Consider the following 17,364-nt stretch of genomic DNA (forward strand, 5'->3'; position numbering starts at 1 on the left):
AAACTCTCATTTTGAATTCGTGACTCATTATTTATTACTAGCGAAGTTTGACTTCGTTAAATTATGTTGCTCAAAAGAGCCCTACACATTTAATTCGTCGATACTGTGTTCAGTTTTCAAAGATCTACCGTCGCCCAAGCGACTAACCTATTATAGCGAGAAAAGAACCCGTGCGTCAAGTCCCAATTAATAACGGTCAGCCACTCATTCGCAACGGTTATTATCTTACCAGCCAATCTGATAATCGTCAACAACTTTTTGCGTTCCACGTTTCTTTTTATTAACCACACCAAAACACCGGTTTCATCCGGTAAGTTCATAAAAGAACTCCCGGACAAAACCGGTGTATTAATCATAACTGGCAACCTAATTCTGCCCGTTATCCCAATTCTTATAAATCTGATTATTATCTAAGCCCTTCAATTCAGGCGCATCCGTTGAAAAGTCATTAACCAACGTTTCCCCGTGGTTCTTGTCCTTCAAACTCGTTGGATGCTTCTTGTTATTCTCCCGCAACTCAGACATTGCTTTAGCGTAGTTATAGGCGTAATCAGCCTTATTAACTTGCTTGAAGCCTTTCGGATGGTAGAACCGTAATAGGTCACCTAAAACGACCTTATCAGAGTACGTCAACTGCTTATTAACATCCTCTTGCATTTCAGCGACCCGCTTCTTTTCGGCAGCCGTCAACTTATCATTTACGACCTGACCCTGATTATTGTAAATTCGGCTACCAATCTTCGAATAAGTTGGTGAAACAAAATCCCCATCCCGGAACGCAATCGTTTGATCATGTTGTGGGTTAAGAAGATCTTGGCCAAACATAATGTACTGCCTGTCATGAATTCCTAGCAGATCCAGCAACGTTGGCATTACATCGATTTCACCACCATACGTATGATTAATGCCCCCCTTAAGGTTCTCAGCATGAATCATAAACGGTACCTTCTGAAACATCGCGAGGTCATATGGTGTTACGCTCTTCTTCCCTAATAACTGTGCAATTGGCTTCTTATGGTTATTCGAAATTCCGTAATGGTCCCCGTAAACAACAATCACAGAATTCTTATACAATCCCGTCTTCTTTAAGTAGCTAATCCATTCACCAAACGCCTGGTCCAAATAGTGCGCCGTCTGAACGTACCCGTCAACGGTATCATCCCCGGTTGTTGTCTTGGGAATCGATGCGTTCTTCTTATCCAACTCATACGGGTAATGGTTCGTCAAAGTAATAATCTTGGCGTAGAACGGTTGTGGTAACTGTTCAATGTACTGGGATTCTTCTTTCAGAAAAATCTTATCCTTCAGCCCATACCCAATATCATAACCCTTCCGGTCGGTATAGTAGCTCTTATCAAAGAAGTATTGGTACCCCCAAGCCTTATACGTATTTACCCGGTTCCAAAAACTTCCCACGTCCCCGTGGAAGGAAGCAGTTGCGTATCCGTGCTGGTCCAAGATTGCCGGAACCGCATCAAAAGTATTGGACCCACCGTATTCAGTCATTACTGAACCGGAAGGCAATCCGTACAATGAATTCTCTAGCATTGTTTCAGCGTCAGACGTCTTCCCCTGACCAACCTGATTAAAAAAGTTGTCAAACGAAAGCGTATGCTGATCATGGTAGAACTTATTAATGTTGGGCGTTACTTCACGTCCGTTAACCTTATAGTCAATTAAGAACTGCTGAAAACTTTCCAGGTGGAACACGAACACGTTTTTACCCCGTTCCTTACCAAAGTACTGTACGTTCGGCGGTAAGTACCGGGACTCCGTGTACTTCCGAACCTTCTTGAGATCCTTCCTTGATGCCCGTTCTCGTGTTACCGTTTGCCGATGCGTCGTGTAGGCGTTATATCCGGCGTAGAAGTTCATTCCAAGATACTTAACAATGTAGTTGTTATCAAACGTCCGCCCTAATAGCTGCGGCCGATCCTTGTACGCGCATCCCAGGTCGATGGAAAATAACACCGCCCCCGCAAGTACACTAATAATTCCCTGCCGCCACCGAACAGGACGGTTATCAACTTTAATAGCCTTTGTTACTACCAAAATCGTTAGCACAATCACGCCGATGAATACAAAGAAGTCATACGGCCGGATAATTTTGCTAATGCTTAGTCCAAGGTTATTAGAAACTGCCCCCGCAGATTTAATAACCCCCATCGTGATAAAATCGGAGAATTCCCGGTAGTACTCAATATTGGCAAATAACCAGATTGACTCAATCCAGTCAATCACCAACATAATCCAGTACGACCATTTCCCCCGAAAGAAGAGTGCAATTCCAAACAGAATCAGCGCAAAGGGAATGGGATTCAATACCAGCAAGAACTGCTGCATTGGATCGGATACCCCCAGGTTAAACTCAGTCCAGTAAGCAACGTACGACGTAATCCAAAACAGGGAAACCACCATGGTAAAGAAACCCAGACGCGTACTCAGCTTATCACGAACCTTCTTAACTAATGAACGCAATGTGATTGCCTCCAATTCAAAGTAATTGAAAAACTGTGAATACCAGTCAATTATAAACAAAAAGAGGCATCTTTTCTAATGCCTCCCCCATTTTCGAATAATTTTAATTGTCTCCTTAATTTTCCGGAGCCGTGATCCGCCGCGGTTTTACCATAAACGCAATCATCCCTGCAAATATCCCCAGGTAATACGTAATTAACCGCCACAGAATCATTGCCAAGATTAATTTAGTGTGACTTGCCATGAAGGTCGAGAAGACAAGGGTAAAACTAAATTCCGCTCCCCCAGCGCCACCCGGAATTGGGAAAAGCGACGTTGCAATCACAATCAGGACGTGCATCGTCATTACCGTAATCAGCGAAACATTGCTGACCCCGAGTGCAAGTAAAATGAAGTACGGAATTACGTAATAAACTGCCAGCTGCAACAGCGTTAATAGGTTAATTTTAACGAGCAATCTTCCCTGGGCCTTCAACCGCAAACTTTCCTGATAAAAATTATCAATTTTAAGGGTCAGGTACTCCTGAACCCGGCTAAACCGCTCCGCACTTACCACCCACTTCAACGGCAACAAGCACCAGTGGACAGCTTTACGCGTAAAGTTATACCAGTACATTACCATTAGCAACCCAGCAATTACGGCAAAGTGTATTAAGAAGCCAAAAATAACTAACACCGTCATCACATGGATTTTATCTGCAATGTAATGAAAACCAGCAACCAAACAAATCAAAAAGTTAACCACAATCATCGTCTGATACACCACAAATTTAAGCAGGAGCAACGAAGTCGCCTGCCCGCCTTCTACTCCCGATTGAAGGAGAGCAAATACCTGCGCTGGTTGTCCTCCCGTTGCAAATGGGGTAATGCCGTTAAACAACTGTTCAACCAGCGGAATGCGTATTGCATCCCGCAACGGAAAATGGGCGGCCACCCGATTTCGGACTAATGTGTGAACAACAAGCGATTCTAAGAATAATGAAAGAGCCATGCAACCCACGGCAACCACGAGCCAGCCCCACTTAAGATGGGCAATATCACCAGCAATCAGGTGCCACGAAACGTTTCGCATAGAAAAGGCAAAAATCGCTACCCCAACTGCGAGCATAATGGCCAGCATGACCTTATTTTTCCGTGACATGGGCTTCCATCGCCTCCGCTCTGTAAAAATCACGCCATACCGTCGCTAGCCGGTCCTCCGAATATTGTCGTGCTCCCGCTTCAGCCTGACAGCGCAGCGCACGCAGCCGCTCCGAATTATCCCGGAGCACCATAATCTGTTGCTCCATCTCCCCAACATCAGCAGCACCAGCGTAAAAGCCACTGATAATATCATGATAAAGGGAAAGTTCCCGGACAAGAACGGGAATGCCACAGCTAAACGCTTCAAGAATACTCATCGGAAACAACTCGTTGTACGACGGTAACAAAAAAAGATCCGCCATATTATAGTATTCGCGCATTTTATCCCGATCAACAATTCCCGGAAAGAAAAGGTTATCAGGAGGACTATCAACAACTTCCTTTAAGCGGGTGTACCCGGCCGTCATCTTGCCAAACGAAAAACCGCCGACCCACACAAAGTCAATTTCCGGATGCCGCTTTGCGAGGGTAATAAAATCACCAACACCCTTCCGCTCCTGAACCTGGCCGACCCCTAAGACGGTAAACCTGCCAGGATGCAACTGATGCTGGCGCCGTAACCGACTCTTTTCGTTAGAATCAACGGGATAAAACTCTCGTTTAGCAACGAAATTCGGAATATACCGAACCTTTTCCTCTGGAATCCCATAAGCGGTAAGTTGGGGAATAAAACTGGGATTCACCACCACCAACCGGTCCATCCGTTTATAAAAACTAATCAAATACCTATCAAACGTTGTTCCAATCAATCCCGGAAGCTTTAAACTCCCCTCTAAGGTTTCTGGTAAAAAATGAACGTAACCAATCAGGCGCCCCCTTCGCCGGTCAAACGTTGATAAATAAAACTGGGGATCAACTGTGTGGTAGTGGGTAATAGAACTGGCATGCCAGTCGTTTTCGGTCACCGCAATATCTGCGGCAAGATACGTCCGTAACAGCCGAACCAGCTCGGTATACGCGCTTCCGACTCCCTGACCTTTCACCCGCGTGGCCGATGACAACATGTTTACGTGGATCATTCATTCATCCCCCATTACGAATTGGCGTTATGGCGGGAACGAACCGGAGTAATGGCCGGTTGCGCAAGCGCCTGCCGGTAAAAAGCAACGATTTGTTCCCCAAAATGGTCAGCCGAAATCATTGCTAACTTTGGTTTTAGGATTTCCGGCGTCATTTGGGGTGCTGCTCCCATCATGTACCGGTGCACAACCGCAACTAATTCGTCCTGACCCGCAACCGGAACTCCCAAGGCAGGATTATCCAATAACTGATCGGTATACGGACTATGCGTGGCAATTACTTGAAGCCCGGCCGCCAACGCTTCAATGTATGTTAGCCCCTGCGATTCCGATTCCGATGTTGAGACAAACAAATCGGCTGCGTGGTAGTAATCCGCCACCGCAGCATGCCGGATTTCGCCGGTAAAAATGACATCTTGTTGCACGCCAAGGGCTGCAACCTGCGTTTCCAGGTCGTCCCGCGCTGGGCCGTCACCACACACCATTAATTTCACTCCTGGAACCGCCGCCTTAATTTGCGGTAACGCCGCAATTAACCGATCAATATGCTTTTCAAGCGCTAACCGACTCAACGTTAAGATTACCGGCGTATCTGACGTAAGTCCATACTGTTGCCGCAGCCGTTGCCGCGCAACGGTCCCGTCCTCCTGGTACCGTTCCAGGTCAACTCCAGTAGGAATCACGGTAATCGGTTCGGTTATTCCGTACCCCCGTAAGGTGGTTAAAACCCGCGCGCTCGGAGCAACAATTCCCGTCATATGCGCACAAAACACCTTACTCATCTGCTTGACATGAACCGGCCGTAACAGTTTGCCGTTTGCCACGTAGTGCAAGTAGTCCTCGTACATTGTGTGGTAGGTATGCACACAAGGAATCCGAAGATTATGCGCCACAAATTTTCCGATGAGCCCCATAGAAAATTCCGTTTGGGTATGGACGATGTCCAGTTGGAGTCTCTTCGCCACCTGGTATGCGTGAAATAATCCCCGCACCGCGATTCGCCGCTCGGTAAACGAAATAAACGGAATACTCGTAAACCGGAAGATATTCCGTTCGTAGACATTCTTATCAACGTTTGGGTCCGTTGTAGTGAAGATGTAGACGGTATGCCCTTGCCGCTCAAGTTGCTTCTTTAACGTTTTAATCGACGTGGCAACCCCACTTACTTGCGGGTAATAGGTATCCGTGAAAATTCCAACCTTCACGAGCGTCCCCCCTTCCTGACAAATCAATAGTTACTATCAATTATATGAATTCCATGCAATCCACGCAACATTTTATCAATCCCGTGCCGCAAATCCGCGCGCTAATCCCTTAAATAATAAAAAAGCTTGGCACCAGCCAAGCTTCCACATTCACTTAGTTAACCCTACTTTGTGTAGTCCTTTACCAGGGCAACAACTTCGTCGGTCGTTTCGCAGTCAACCGCCTTCGCAGCTAACTCACTCATCTTCGTTGAATCCAACTTCTTAATTAAACTCCGTGTCTTCAGAATTGACGTTGCACTCATTGAAAATTCATCTAACCCTAAGCCAACAAGCAACGGCACCGCAATTTGGTCGCCCGCCATCTCACCACACATCCCGGTCCACTTACCTTCCTTGTGAGAAGATTCGATGATGTGCTTAACCAGGCGTAGGATTGATGGGTTATACGGCTGGTACAGGTAAGAAACGCGTTCGTTTCCCCGATCAGCAGCCATTGAGTACTGAATCAAGTCGTTGGTTCCAATACTAAAGAAGTCCGCGTACTTCGCTAACTTATCAGCAATCAAAGCAGCAGCTGGAATCTCCATCATCATTCCGACTTCGATGTCATCCGCCACCGGAACCCCATCAGCAACCAGTTTAGCCTTCTCCTCTTCAAAGATGGCCTTAGCGTCCTTGAATTCCTGGACCGTCGCAATCATCGGGAACATAACGGCCAGTTTGCCGTAGTGAGATGCCCGCAACAGTGCCCGCAACTGCGTCCGGAAAATTTTCTGTTGGTCTAGTGAAATCCGGATTGCCCGGTAACCTAAGAACGGATTTTGTTCTTCTGGAAGTTCAAGGTATGGCAAGTGCTTGTCACCGCCAATGTCCATCGTCCGGACGACAACTTGTTTGCCGCGCATACCTTCAACGGCCTGCTTGTACGCCTCAAACTGCTCATCTTCGGTTGGCAACTCGCTTGAATCCATGTAAAGAAACTCTGACCGGAACAGCCCAACAGCTTCGGCCCCATTATCATTAGCCCCTTCAACATCATTCGGGGTCCCGATGTTTGCCCCAATCAGGACCTTCTTGCCGTCTGCCGTCACTGACTGTGCGTTCTTTAACTTTTCCCATTCAACCTTCTGGGCAGCATAGTCCTTCGCCTTCTGCTGATAATCAGCAACTTCAGCATCTGTCGGGTTAACGAGCGCAACCCCGTCAATTCCGTCTAAGGCAACAATGTCATCCGCTTTAATATCCTGCGTAGCCGTTTCTGAACCAACTACCGCCGGGATTTCCAATGTCCGTGACATGATTGCTGAGTGGGACGTCCGCCCACCAATATCAGTAATGAAGCCCTTAACGTACTTCCGGTCCAACTGAGCCGTATCAGACGGCGTTAAATCATGCGCAACGATAACGACTTCTTCGTCAATTAGAGCAGGGTTTGGCAGTGTTACTCCGAGCAGGTGACTCATAACCCGCTTAGTAACGTCCCGTACATCCCCAGCCCGTTCCTGCATATAGGCATTATCGGTCATCGCCTCAAACATCTGAATAAACATATCAGTTACGGCCTTTAAGGCTGCTTCAGCGTTAACCTTATCGTTTTTAATCTTATCTTCAATCTGGCCCAGCATTTCCGGATCAGAAAGAATCGTCAGGTGAGCTTCGAAAACCTCGGCTTCATCCTCACCGAGGTTTTCCGTTGCCTTTTGCTTGATAATCTCAAGCTCCTTCTTGGATGCATCAACCGCATCATGAAGCCGTTTGATTTCAGCATTGGCATCACTGATATTCTTTTCTTCAAATGACAGGTCAGGCTGAACGAGCATGTACGCCTTAGCAACGGCAATTCCATCACTTGCGGCGATTCCCTTCAGTGTCTTCGTCATTACTCAGCAAGCCCTTCCTTTGTCATCGTGTCAGCAATAGCCTTAATAGCGTCAGCTTCATCAGCACCATCAGCCGTAATCGTTACGTCAGCCCCCTGACCAACACCAAGTGACATTACACCCATAATAGACTTTAAGTTAACTGACTTGTCTTGATATGACAGAGTAATGTCTGAGTTAAACTTGCTTGCTGCCTGGACTAACAGGGTAGCAGGACGAGCGTGAATCCCAGTTTCAGCTGTAACATGAAAGTCTTTCTTTTCCATAACTAACAATCTCCTTTATATGGATATATTCAAGGCACAGGCACCACACATCAATAAGTACACGCTTACATTTATGCGGCAGACCTACCGCCAATGATGATAACATAAAATTATTTTAACGACAAGGCTTTCATTGGCTTCTCTTTCCCATTAATTGATTGTTTGTTTCCCGTCAAAATGGTAAACCACCGCACCACCCTTTTGCGCCTTGCCAACGATGCTCTTCCTGTACCGGTATTTCATCAAAACCGGCTGAAAGTCCATGAATTCCTCTGACGTAACGGTTAATTCAGAAACCGCCCCCTGGCGAAGCTGTTCTAGCAAATTTTTATAATCCTTCATTATATAGTCCACCTCATTTCTAACAATTGTACATTCCACCCCTTTAGGATACCCCCCTTGCGTTTAAAAGGAAAATCAGTATAATTGGAATAAAGGTCAAAGTTGGTCAAAAGACTAACTGACTAATTCGTTCTTAATGAAAGGTTGTGAATCATATGTTGTGCCAAAATTGTCATCAAAATCCAGCAACAATCCACCTAACAGCGAATGTTAACGGCCGGCAAACAGCCCTTAACCTGTGCCAGTCATGCTACCAGCAACTAAAACAACAAACGAACCGTAATAGTAATGGTCAACAGGATCCGTTTGGTTTCAGCTCCCTCGATGATTTCTTCCGGTCAATGGCCGCCACTAACCAACGAGGTAGCAACCAATCCCATGGAGGACCACAAACTAACCCTAACCAGGGTGGTAATAACGGCGGTTCGATTCTTGACCAGTACGGGTTGGATCTCACCGCAGAAGCGCGGAAGGGAAATATTGACCCGGTAATTGGCCGTGATCAAGAAATCAAACGGGTCATTGAAATTTTAAACCGGCGAACGAAAAATAACCCCGTTCTAATTGGGGAAGCCGGGGTTGGAAAGACGGCTGTTGTTGAGGGTCTCGCCCAAAAAATTGTCGACGGTGACGTTCCCCAAAAGCTGCTTAATAAAAAGGTTATTCGCCTTGATGTTGTTTCCCTTGTTCAGGGAACCGGCGTGCGGGGACAGTTTGAGCAGCGGATGCAGCAATTAATGCAGGAACTAAAGCAAAGTAAGGACACGATCCTCTTTATTGATGAGATTCACGAAATCGTGGGCGCCGGCAATGCCGAAGGAGGCATGGACGCCGGTAACGTCTTAAAACCCGCCCTCGCTCGTGGAGAATTTCAGTTAGTGGGAGCAACAACCCTCAACGAATTCCGAACCATTGAGAAGGACGCTGCTCTTGCCCGGCGTCTCCAACCCGTCCAAGTGGATGAGCCAAGCACGGAAGAAACCTTCCGCATCCTTAAGGGAATTCAAAGTAAATACGAAGCGTACCACCACGTAAAGTACACCGACAACGCCCTGAAGGCCGCCGTACTGCTGTCTGACAGGTATATCCAGGACCGTTTTCTCCCAGATAAAGCCATTGACCTGATCGATGAAGCAGGTTCCAGAAAGAACTTAACGATTGATGCGGTTGATCCCCAAACCCTGGACGATAAAATCAAAAACGCAGAGGAACAAAAGCAGGCTGCCCTTAATAAGGAAGACTACGAAAAGGCTGCTTACTATCGTGATCAGGTCACGAAGTATAACCGGATGAAAGCGGATAGTCAAGCTAGTGAAACCGCCCCAACGGTTACCGAACAAGACATGGAAAAGATTGTCGAAGAGAAAACGGAAATTCCAGTAGGTGAACTTAAAGAGAAGGAACAAGCCCAGCTTAAAAACCTTGCTGCTTCCCTTGAAAGCCATGTTATTGGTCAAAATGAAGCCGTTGACAAGGTTGCCCGGGCTATTCGGCGAAACCGGATTGGGTTTAACAAGTCTGGGCGGCCAATCGGTTCTTTCCTCTTTGTCGGGCCAACCGGAGTTGGTAAAACGGAGACCGCTAAGCAGTTAGCGCGGGAACTCTTCGGTACGACTGACGCTATGATTCGCTTTGACATGAGTGAATACATGGAAAAATACTCCGTTTCCAAATTAATCGGAGCGGCTCCGGGATACGTTGGTTACGAAGAAGCCGGTCAGTTAACCGAGCAGGTGCGGCGGCACCCATACAGCCTAATTCTCCTGGATGAAGTGGAAAAAGCCCACCCGGACGTCATGCACATGTTCTTACAAATCCTTGACGATGGACGGCTAACCGATTCACAGGGACGAACCGTTAGCTTCAAGGATACAATTATCATCATGACAAGTAACGCCGGCAGTGGCGACTCCGTCACGAGCGTAGGCTTTGGCGCCGCAAACAACGGGACCACCCACTCCGTAATTGATAAGTTAACCAACTACTTTAAGCCTGAGTTTCTTAACCGGTTTGACGACATCGTGGAGTTTAAGCCGCTTTCCCAGGATGATTTAAAGCAGATCGTTAACCTAATGCTGACCACCGTCAACGGCATGCTGGCACAGCAAGGATTATCAATCCACGTAACCGCTCCGGTTCAGGACAAGCTGGTTGAACTCGGATATGATCCTAAGATGGGGGCCCGGCCACTCCGGCGGGTAATCCAAGAACAAATTGAGGATCAGGTTGCTGACTACTACCTTGAACACCCGAAGACCAAGCAGTTTGTCGCCCGGCTTAAGGATGATCAAATTGTAATTGGAAGCGATGATTCAAAAGAAACCGCTCAAAAACCAACCGCTTAAGAATTCAGAAGAAAGTTTAGTATTTTTATAAATCAGGCAGTTAGGCTTTAACTTAACTGCCTGGTTTCGTTATACTACGATTAATCACATACAAGGAGGACACACGATGCACCTAGTTAACGTAACCAACAACTACGCTGACCAGATTCACCGTGAACTGGTTATCACCCCCCTACGGTTTATCCAAATTTACACCCTGGGAAATTCACTGGTCACCCACCGGTGCGGGATGACGACTGATACGGTGACAATTACTAACCATCACCGCCCCGTTACGCCCGCAGAACTGGCACATGTGCACCGGCACCTTTTCCCAACCAAAACCCCAGTGGTTTCCCAAAAAGGCGCAACGACCACGTTAACGGCAAAGCGGTACGCATGACCACCACTTCTAGTAAAACTAAAATTACAACAAACGAGGTTAGAACAGCAGTTTTAACCTCGTTTGTTTTTCCGAATAGCTGGTGCCAAAACAAACGAGCTAAGACCACCGAAGTTGTGCTAAGGAATACGCTCGGTATACTACTTTCACACAGCCGTTTCTTCGTTTTGGCACGTCCTCTTTTTTATTGTATAATAACAATTAAGTATTACTGACGAACGGAGGTGCCCTGATGGTGGCGCGGTTATTTCATAAAAAACGCCGGAGCTTTAATTTCCGGCGACAACAGCGGAAGTCCCCCGCTGGTTCCCAACGACGGTTCCACCAGGTAAGCCGCGAAACCGGAATTTCTGACATTTCATCAATTTCAAATTCCACTGTGGCCCGGCCAACACCACTAAGTGGACGTCAGGTGGTTACTAATCAGATACCAGTGAGCGCCCCCATTGAACGTTTTTACCCAGTCCAAAAAGAACAACACCAAAACCAACCCGCCAAGCCGGAAGTGCGCCGGGATGCACCAGACGCTACGCTGGTAATTATTTACCAGGATGAGCATCAAAAAAGCATGGCGGCACCCCAGGTTATTCATGGTCGGCTCGGTGCCCCTTTGCGCCTCCAGTTCCGCGAGTTTGCGGGCTATGATTTGATTCACATTACGGGGTTTGTGAGTTCGTTTGTCGATCCGTATGGTACCATGACGCTCACATACCGGCGACAAAATGGTGGGCAAGTATGGATGTTTTGCCGCGATATTGACGAACTCAACCTTCTGGCCTACCCGCGGTTTATTAACGGAAAGTTGCACGCTCAGTATAACCTGAGTTCTCCGTTTATTGATCACTACAACCTGATTCGGGCGGATGGTCCGGCACGAGGTCAGTTTACTGAGGAACAGCAAACTGTTACCTACCTCTACCGACGGGCAGACTGGCAAACGGTTAACTATGATCCGCGGGACCTCCAGATGGACGCATTCGTTCCGTGCTATGATAGTCCGGCGGGTGAGCCCGTTGGGATTACCCTCGTTAAGGGGACCATCTGGCACGTTTACGAGACGGTCACCCTCACCAATCACCAAGTATGGTGTTGCATGGGCGGAAATATTTGGATCGAACAAACCAACGATCAGGTCACTTCGGTTACCCGTCCTGCCATGCCAGCATGGTTACACCCAAGCCGGACAACTGAAAACACGTTTACTAACCAGTACCACGATTATGCCCGCATTGACTTTGTTCCGGGAAAGAAAGCGGCGCTATATGACCAGCCGTTTGGCCACCGAATTGATGAGATTACCCACGGAACGCCGGTCATTATCACTGGAAGCGTCCGCACTGAGAATATGATCTGGTACCAGGTAGACGACCGCGGATGGATTCCGCGCCAGTACACAAAAGCCTTGCATAACCTTTCGGCAAAAGAAAAGCAGGCAATTGAACAGCACAACTAACACCTTGTTGGGGAGATAACGTGAATCTCCCCAATGAGGTGTTTTATTAATCCCTTCCAACAAGTGGCTTAATTTTTTAATAATAAGTGATACTCACCTAAAGGCTAGTTCCGAATCTAAGAGAAATTACCAGGAACACTGCCATCCAGAGTTAAACCTAAAAAAGACGTTTCGGCGAAATTTCCGCCGAAACGTCCCTCTTTACTCAAAATTTTCCTATTTACTTGGTTTCGTTGTAGCTAGAGCACTACGCCACGTACTTTTTCCGGTAAGCAAATACAATTAATCCTTCTGCAAGTAACAAAATAATTACCGCAGCAATATCAACATCAATTACTTTGTGCTCCCAAGGAAGTAGCAAGCTTTGCCCCTTATGGTAATGAGCATACGCATTACTGTTAACCACGGTGTACAGAATGTTGTGCGTTGCCCGTTGCATTTGCCGAACAACCTTTGGATTGCTTGTCCCTGATAAGTTTGTTCCACTAGGAGCCAACATCAGATCCGTTCCGTTCATTACAGCCTTAGATGCATTCATAAAGCCTCCGGGGATCTGAACAAAGTAATCTGTACATACTAGTCCGTGAAAACCCCACTCGCTCCGTAGAACGTTGTTAAGCAAATGACTATTCTCGCCGCACCACTTATCGCCGATAAAGTTAAAGGCGTTCATGGCGGCATCAGCATGCCCCTTCTCTACTGCCATCTTGAACGGGCGCAAGTTATTCTCCCGAATATCTTGCTCAGTTGCCCATTCTGTTAAATTGGCCATCCGGTTCGTCTCTTGCTCGTTCATCGCAAAATGTTTAATGTACGGGTAAACTCCTGACTGACGAGCACCCTTAACCGTATTAGCTGCCATGTAGCCAGACAAGGTACCATCCTCAGAATAGTATTCAAAATCCCGGCCACCGAAGGCACTCCGGTGTAAGTCCATCGACGGTGCGTACCATCCATTGAGACCAATTTCTTTTCCTTCCTTCCCGGCTGTTTGCCCAATTTGCCGGGCAATTCGTTTATTCCATGTTTCCCCGATCATCGTCTCAACTGGAAAACCCGTAGTATTCATGTTCTTCGCAAAGAAACTACTAAATCCGGCTGGGCCATCAAAATCGTTCGTGTGGACCTTCCCGATCTTACGGTTAGCAATAGTCTGGTATCCGCCAGTACCAATTAATTTGGCCATATCCTTAACTGATAACTTACTAATTAACTTCTGCCACCGTGGGTCGTTATAACTCTTCCCCCGTAAATCGACAAGCTCAATATTTTCTTTCTTGTTCATTGCTGGCATGGTTGTTTTGCCGGCTTTTGGCAATGGATTATTATTTCCAACCGTAGCATGGTGAATGATATCCGGCGTTGCATTCACCTTTCCCGGGGCAGCTGTCGCCTGGGAGTAATTAGCAAAGTTATCTTTCCGGCTCAGATAAGTAATATTTAACTGCTTACCTTCTGCGTCCTGAAATTCGTTATGGGCTGCGCGCTTATCAGTAGTCATCTTATTCTTGCCGGCATAACGAATCGGTTGATTAATCATATAATCCTTAGAGGCAATGACATCGTGCGCGTTATTCTTGAGCTGAATTTGGTACTTTCCAGGATCCAGCACATACGCCCCGCCGTTGCTTTCATCATATGATGCCATTTGCTGCCGGTTAAAGTGGAACCGTATCGTTTGCGACTCTCCTGGTTTTAAGTTCTTTGTCTTCGCAAAGTTGAGTAGGTTTGTGGCTGCCTTTTCAATTCCACCATTAGTGTACGGCGCAGTGTAGTATACTTGAACAACATCGCGTCCTGAAACCTTCCCGGTATTCTTAACAGTAACAGTAAACGAGACGTTCCCCTTATCATCAGTCTTTAGGTTACTCATCTGCTGATTAAATTTTGTGTAACTTAAGCCGTAACCAAATGGGTACTGCACTGCTTTTTTATAACCATCTTGGTTATTTAAGTAGTAAGTCTCATAAAATTTGTAACCATCATAAATATTTTCCACGTACCGCACGTAACTTAATTTAGGATCATTTGCAAAGTGGAAATCACCAAAATTATTAAAGGTCGGTGTTTTCTTTAAGTCATAAACATACGTATCAACCGTCCGTCCTGACGGATCAACTTTTCCTGACAACACCTTTCCTAATGCCGTAAACCCATGCGCTCCTGGCCCAGCAACCTGAACGGCACCTTTAATATGGTCATACTGGTTTAGAAAACCTAACTCCATGGGATTAGCTGAATTAACCACAACCACTACGTTCTTGAAGTTGCGGTTTACCATCGCTAGCATATTCTTCTCTGTTTGCGATAACTGTAAATACGTATCGCCTTTCTTAAAGTCGCCCTTATTTCCGGCGTACTTCGCACTCTTTGGCAGATTCCCCATATCCTTTGGAAGGTCTGCTCCTTCACCGCCTGAACGTGCGATCACAACCACAGCAGTGTCCGAATACTTCCGCGCATGATTCATCATGCTTGTAGAATAGGAACTCGTTTTGGGCTCAGGTAACGTCCAGTCCTGCTTAGACATTGAGATTACCGGCCGGGTCTTCCGGTAATGCTGGTAAAATCGCTCAAGGTGGTTATTCGTCTCGAAACCAGCCGCATGAAGGCTATCATAAATATTCACCATTTTTCCGCCACTGATCTGCCCTGAACCAGAGCCATCGTAAACCGGATTCGTCGATGCCCACCCAAAGACATTTACCTTCTTTTGGTTCTTCAGCGGTAAGAAATTATCCTTATTTTTCAAAAGAACAATCCCCTGATCGGCAACATCAGAAGACACCCGCTCTCCCTGCCGAACAGTTTGTGCGTTAACCTTCCCAACTTGAACGAAATTACAATTCATTAATCCCGCTAACGGGCCGAAGACAACAACGTTAAGGGTTAAACCTAACGCTGTAAGGAAGGCCATTAATGATTGCCACTTAAACATGAAATTAAACCGCGCACTTTTTTTGAAAAATGCAATAATTCCAATAATGATTAAAATAAATAAAATGCCAAGTGGAATGAAGTACGGCCCAGCTTTTGTAACGACCGTTGTGATGTCACTAAGTTGGACTACTCCCGCTTTAAGTAAATTTTGGATTATTAACCAACCACCGCCAATAACCACTAACAACGCTACTGCAATTCCAGCAAGCGTAATAACTAAACTTCGCGCTTTATGCTCCTTCATAGGAAATCCCCCCTTATATTAAGCGCTTTCATTATTGATTCTACAAAAAGCCATCCAAAAAACATTCCTTTTTCATAAGATGTCTATTTATCTGCGTAATTTGTAGTCTTAATTAAAACCATACAACCGCTGTGCAATCTTATACGTTCCAATAGCCACCTGACGACCTATTCGTCCGTTCGTATTAACAACTTTTCCAAATACTCCTGAACGAAGGCGTTCATATAATTGCTCGTCAGCGGCATAAATCGTATGCCACAAGTCATCTCTAAGTCGAATACTTTGCGGTGAGTTTTCCTTGAGTAGTAATACCGATGAAATCGTGGTAATAATTTCTAAATACCGTTCCATATATTGACCCAATGCTCTATCGATACTTCCGACTACCCGTGAATAATAGTCAATCATTCGTTTATTAACGAAAATCTGTTCATCGATTCGTTGTAACATAACCCGTTCATTAACCGACTGGTCATCACGCCCAATAAAGTAATGGTATAAATTAACATCCAGGTAATACAATGTTTGGACATACGGCAACGGTTCGTACACATACAAATTATCGACGTAATACTTATGATGAGGAAGCTCTAAGTGCGCTTGATCGACTAAAACCGCCCGCCGATAAATTAGCGAATGCATAATGAGATACTTGCCAATGGATAAACGAACGTCCTCCCAACTAAATATCCTGTCTTGCGGTAACGTCTGATATCCCATCACTTTTTTATGCCGTGCATTGACCTTGTCGTAAATATAGTTTGTAATTAAACAATCAGCCTTTATTCCGTTGCGCCGCCAACGATAAAGTAAAGTAAGGACATCGTCTAGCGCCTTCGCATCCAACCAATCATCGCTATCAACCACTTTAACGTACGTTCCTGTTGCTGCATATACTCCCGCCGTCACAGCGGCACCATGTCCTCCATTTTGTTGATGAATTACGCGGACAATATCAGAAAATTTTTGAGCATAATAGTCTGCAATTTCTCCTGTTCGGTCACTCGAACCATCATCAACAATGATGATTTCCACCTGCGAACCACCAATTAAGAGCGAGTTAATGCACCTTTCCATATAATTCTCCGCATTGTAACACGGTACAATAATCGAAAGGTCTTTCAAAAAACCATCTCCTAAATCATTTCATAATCACGAACTTCATCATTGGATAATTAATAACTACCTGAATAATAATGTTCAATACATTTGCAACCGTTGCTGCTAGTCCATGAATATATGGCGTAAGAACACTAATGACGTACGGCGGTAGCCAAACAGACACTAGCCCCGCAACAGTCACAGTAAGGATATACCATCCGATAACCCTTCTAATCTGTATCTGGGCACCAAAGACAATCTTACGCTGAACGAAAAAATTAACAATCTGCGCACAAACATAGGCAAGCAGAAAGCTTAAAAAGCCGCCTAATCCTCCCTGCGCCGGACTATAGTGGAAAATCCACCAATCAAATGGGCTCGTTAATCCCCTAAACAGCAGCAATGTACTTAACCACAATACACAAAAGTTAGTAATTGTGGCAACATTACTCATAATATTGAAGAGGATAAATTCATATATATTTGGGTACTTATTCTTAAAAGCCTTAAGTAAGGCAACTAACCCGTGGCCCTTATTACTAATTGATTCTTTCATTAAAAAC

Annotated in this window: 14 protein-coding genes; 3 read left to right on the plus strand and 11 right to left on the minus strand. The window is 45.8% G+C overall.

Translation table 11 applies throughout. The annotated features are described in order from the left end of the window. Positions 1 to 116 precede the first annotated feature (116 nt). The 8 genes from ACI3EZ_RS06700 to ACI3EZ_RS06735 form a co-directional block, all read right to left on the minus strand. A complete protein-coding gene (locus tag ACI3EZ_RS06700) occupies positions 117 to 320 on the minus strand; it encodes a hypothetical protein (protein WP_405025917.1) in 204 nt (67 codons plus the stop codon). Between the two features lie 46 nt (positions 321 to 366). Beyond that, positions 367 to 2,478 (minus strand): LTA synthase family protein, encoded by a 2,112-nt coding sequence (locus tag ACI3EZ_RS06705; RefSeq protein ID WP_405024448.1) that lies wholly within the window; start codon positions 2,476 to 2,478, stop codon positions 367 to 369. A gap of 115 nt (positions 2,479 to 2,593) precedes the next feature. Continuing rightward, the gene (locus ACI3EZ_RS06710) at positions 2,594 to 3,619 is read right to left on the minus strand and encodes a YbhN family protein (protein ID WP_405025918.1); all 1,026 of its coding nucleotides are present in this window, start codon (positions 3,617 to 3,619) and stop codon (positions 2,594 to 2,596) included. After that, positions 3,603 to 4,640, minus strand: coding sequence for a glycosyltransferase family 4 protein (locus tag ACI3EZ_RS06715; protein WP_405024446.1), 1,038 nt, complete (start codon positions 4,638 to 4,640; stop codon positions 3,603 to 3,605). Before ACI3EZ_RS06715 ends, ACI3EZ_RS06710 begins: the two co-directional genes overlap by 17 nt. A gap of 14 nt (positions 4,641 to 4,654) precedes the next feature. Continuing rightward, complete coding sequence (locus ACI3EZ_RS06720) at positions 4,655 to 5,845, minus strand: glycosyltransferase family 4 protein (protein WP_405025919.1); 1,191 nt, start codon at positions 5,843 to 5,845, stop codon at positions 4,655 to 4,657. Positions 5,846 to 6,009: 164 nt separating this feature from the next. Continuing rightward, positions 6,010 to 7,728, minus strand: a complete 1,719-nt coding sequence (gene ptsP, locus ACI3EZ_RS06725) for a phosphoenolpyruvate--protein phosphotransferase (protein ID WP_405024444.1) — start codon at positions 7,726 to 7,728, stop codon at positions 6,010 to 6,012. Beyond that, entirely contained in the window at positions 7,728 to 7,994 is a 267-nt protein-coding gene (locus ACI3EZ_RS06730) for a phosphocarrier protein HPr (protein WP_283582203.1), read from the minus strand. The genes ptsP and ACI3EZ_RS06730 overlap by 1 nt, the downstream gene beginning before the upstream one ends. Before the next feature lie 150 nt (positions 7,995 to 8,144). Beyond that, positions 8,145 to 8,336, minus strand: coding sequence for a hypothetical protein (locus tag ACI3EZ_RS06735; RefSeq protein WP_405024443.1), 192 nt, complete (start codon positions 8,334 to 8,336; stop codon positions 8,145 to 8,147). 155 nt (positions 8,337 to 8,491) lie between these two features. On the opposite strand from ACI3EZ_RS06735, the gene ACI3EZ_RS06740 reads away from it, so the two are divergent. The 3 genes from ACI3EZ_RS06740 (at position 8,492) to ACI3EZ_RS06750 (ending at position 12,516) form a co-directional block, all read left to right on the plus strand. Continuing rightward, on the plus strand, positions 8,492 to 10,681 hold the full coding sequence (locus ACI3EZ_RS06740; protein WP_405025920.1) for an AAA family ATPase: 2,190 nt from the start codon (positions 8,492 to 8,494) through the stop codon (positions 10,679 to 10,681). Between the two features lie 106 nt (positions 10,682 to 10,787). Further along, entirely contained in the window at positions 10,788 to 11,063 is a 276-nt protein-coding gene (locus tag ACI3EZ_RS06745) for a DUF1827 family protein (RefSeq protein ID WP_405024441.1), read from the plus strand. A gap of 232 nt (positions 11,064 to 11,295) precedes the next feature. After that, the gene (locus ACI3EZ_RS06750; RefSeq protein ID WP_405024440.1) at positions 11,296 to 12,516 is read left to right on the plus strand and encodes a MucBP domain-containing protein; all 1,221 of its coding nucleotides are present in this window, start codon (positions 11,296 to 11,298) and stop codon (positions 12,514 to 12,516) included. 247 nt (positions 12,517 to 12,763) lie between these two features. Here ACI3EZ_RS06750 and ACI3EZ_RS06755 read toward each other — a convergent pair whose 3' ends face one another. From ACI3EZ_RS06755 to ACI3EZ_RS06765, 3 genes are all read right to left on the minus strand, one after another. Further along, positions 12,764 to 15,700 (minus strand): glycoside hydrolase family 3 C-terminal domain-containing protein, encoded by a 2,937-nt coding sequence (locus ACI3EZ_RS06755; RefSeq protein ID WP_405024439.1) that lies wholly within the window; start codon positions 15,698 to 15,700, stop codon positions 12,764 to 12,766. Positions 15,701 to 15,808: 108 nt separating this feature from the next. Next, on the minus strand, positions 15,809 to 16,825 hold the full coding sequence (locus ACI3EZ_RS06760; RefSeq protein WP_405025921.1) for a glycosyltransferase family 2 protein: 1,017 nt from the start codon (positions 16,823 to 16,825) through the stop codon (positions 15,809 to 15,811). Between the two features lie 16 nt (positions 16,826 to 16,841). Further along, entirely contained in the window at positions 16,842 to 17,357 is a 516-nt protein-coding gene (locus ACI3EZ_RS06765) for a hypothetical protein (protein ID WP_405025922.1), read from the minus strand. Positions 17,358 to 17,364 lie beyond the last annotated feature (7 nt).

Origin of the sequence: Ligilactobacillus sp. LYQ60 (genome assembly GCF_045033015.1) — a bacterium.
GTDB lineage: Bacteria > Bacillota > Bacilli > Lactobacillales > Lactobacillaceae > Ligilactobacillus.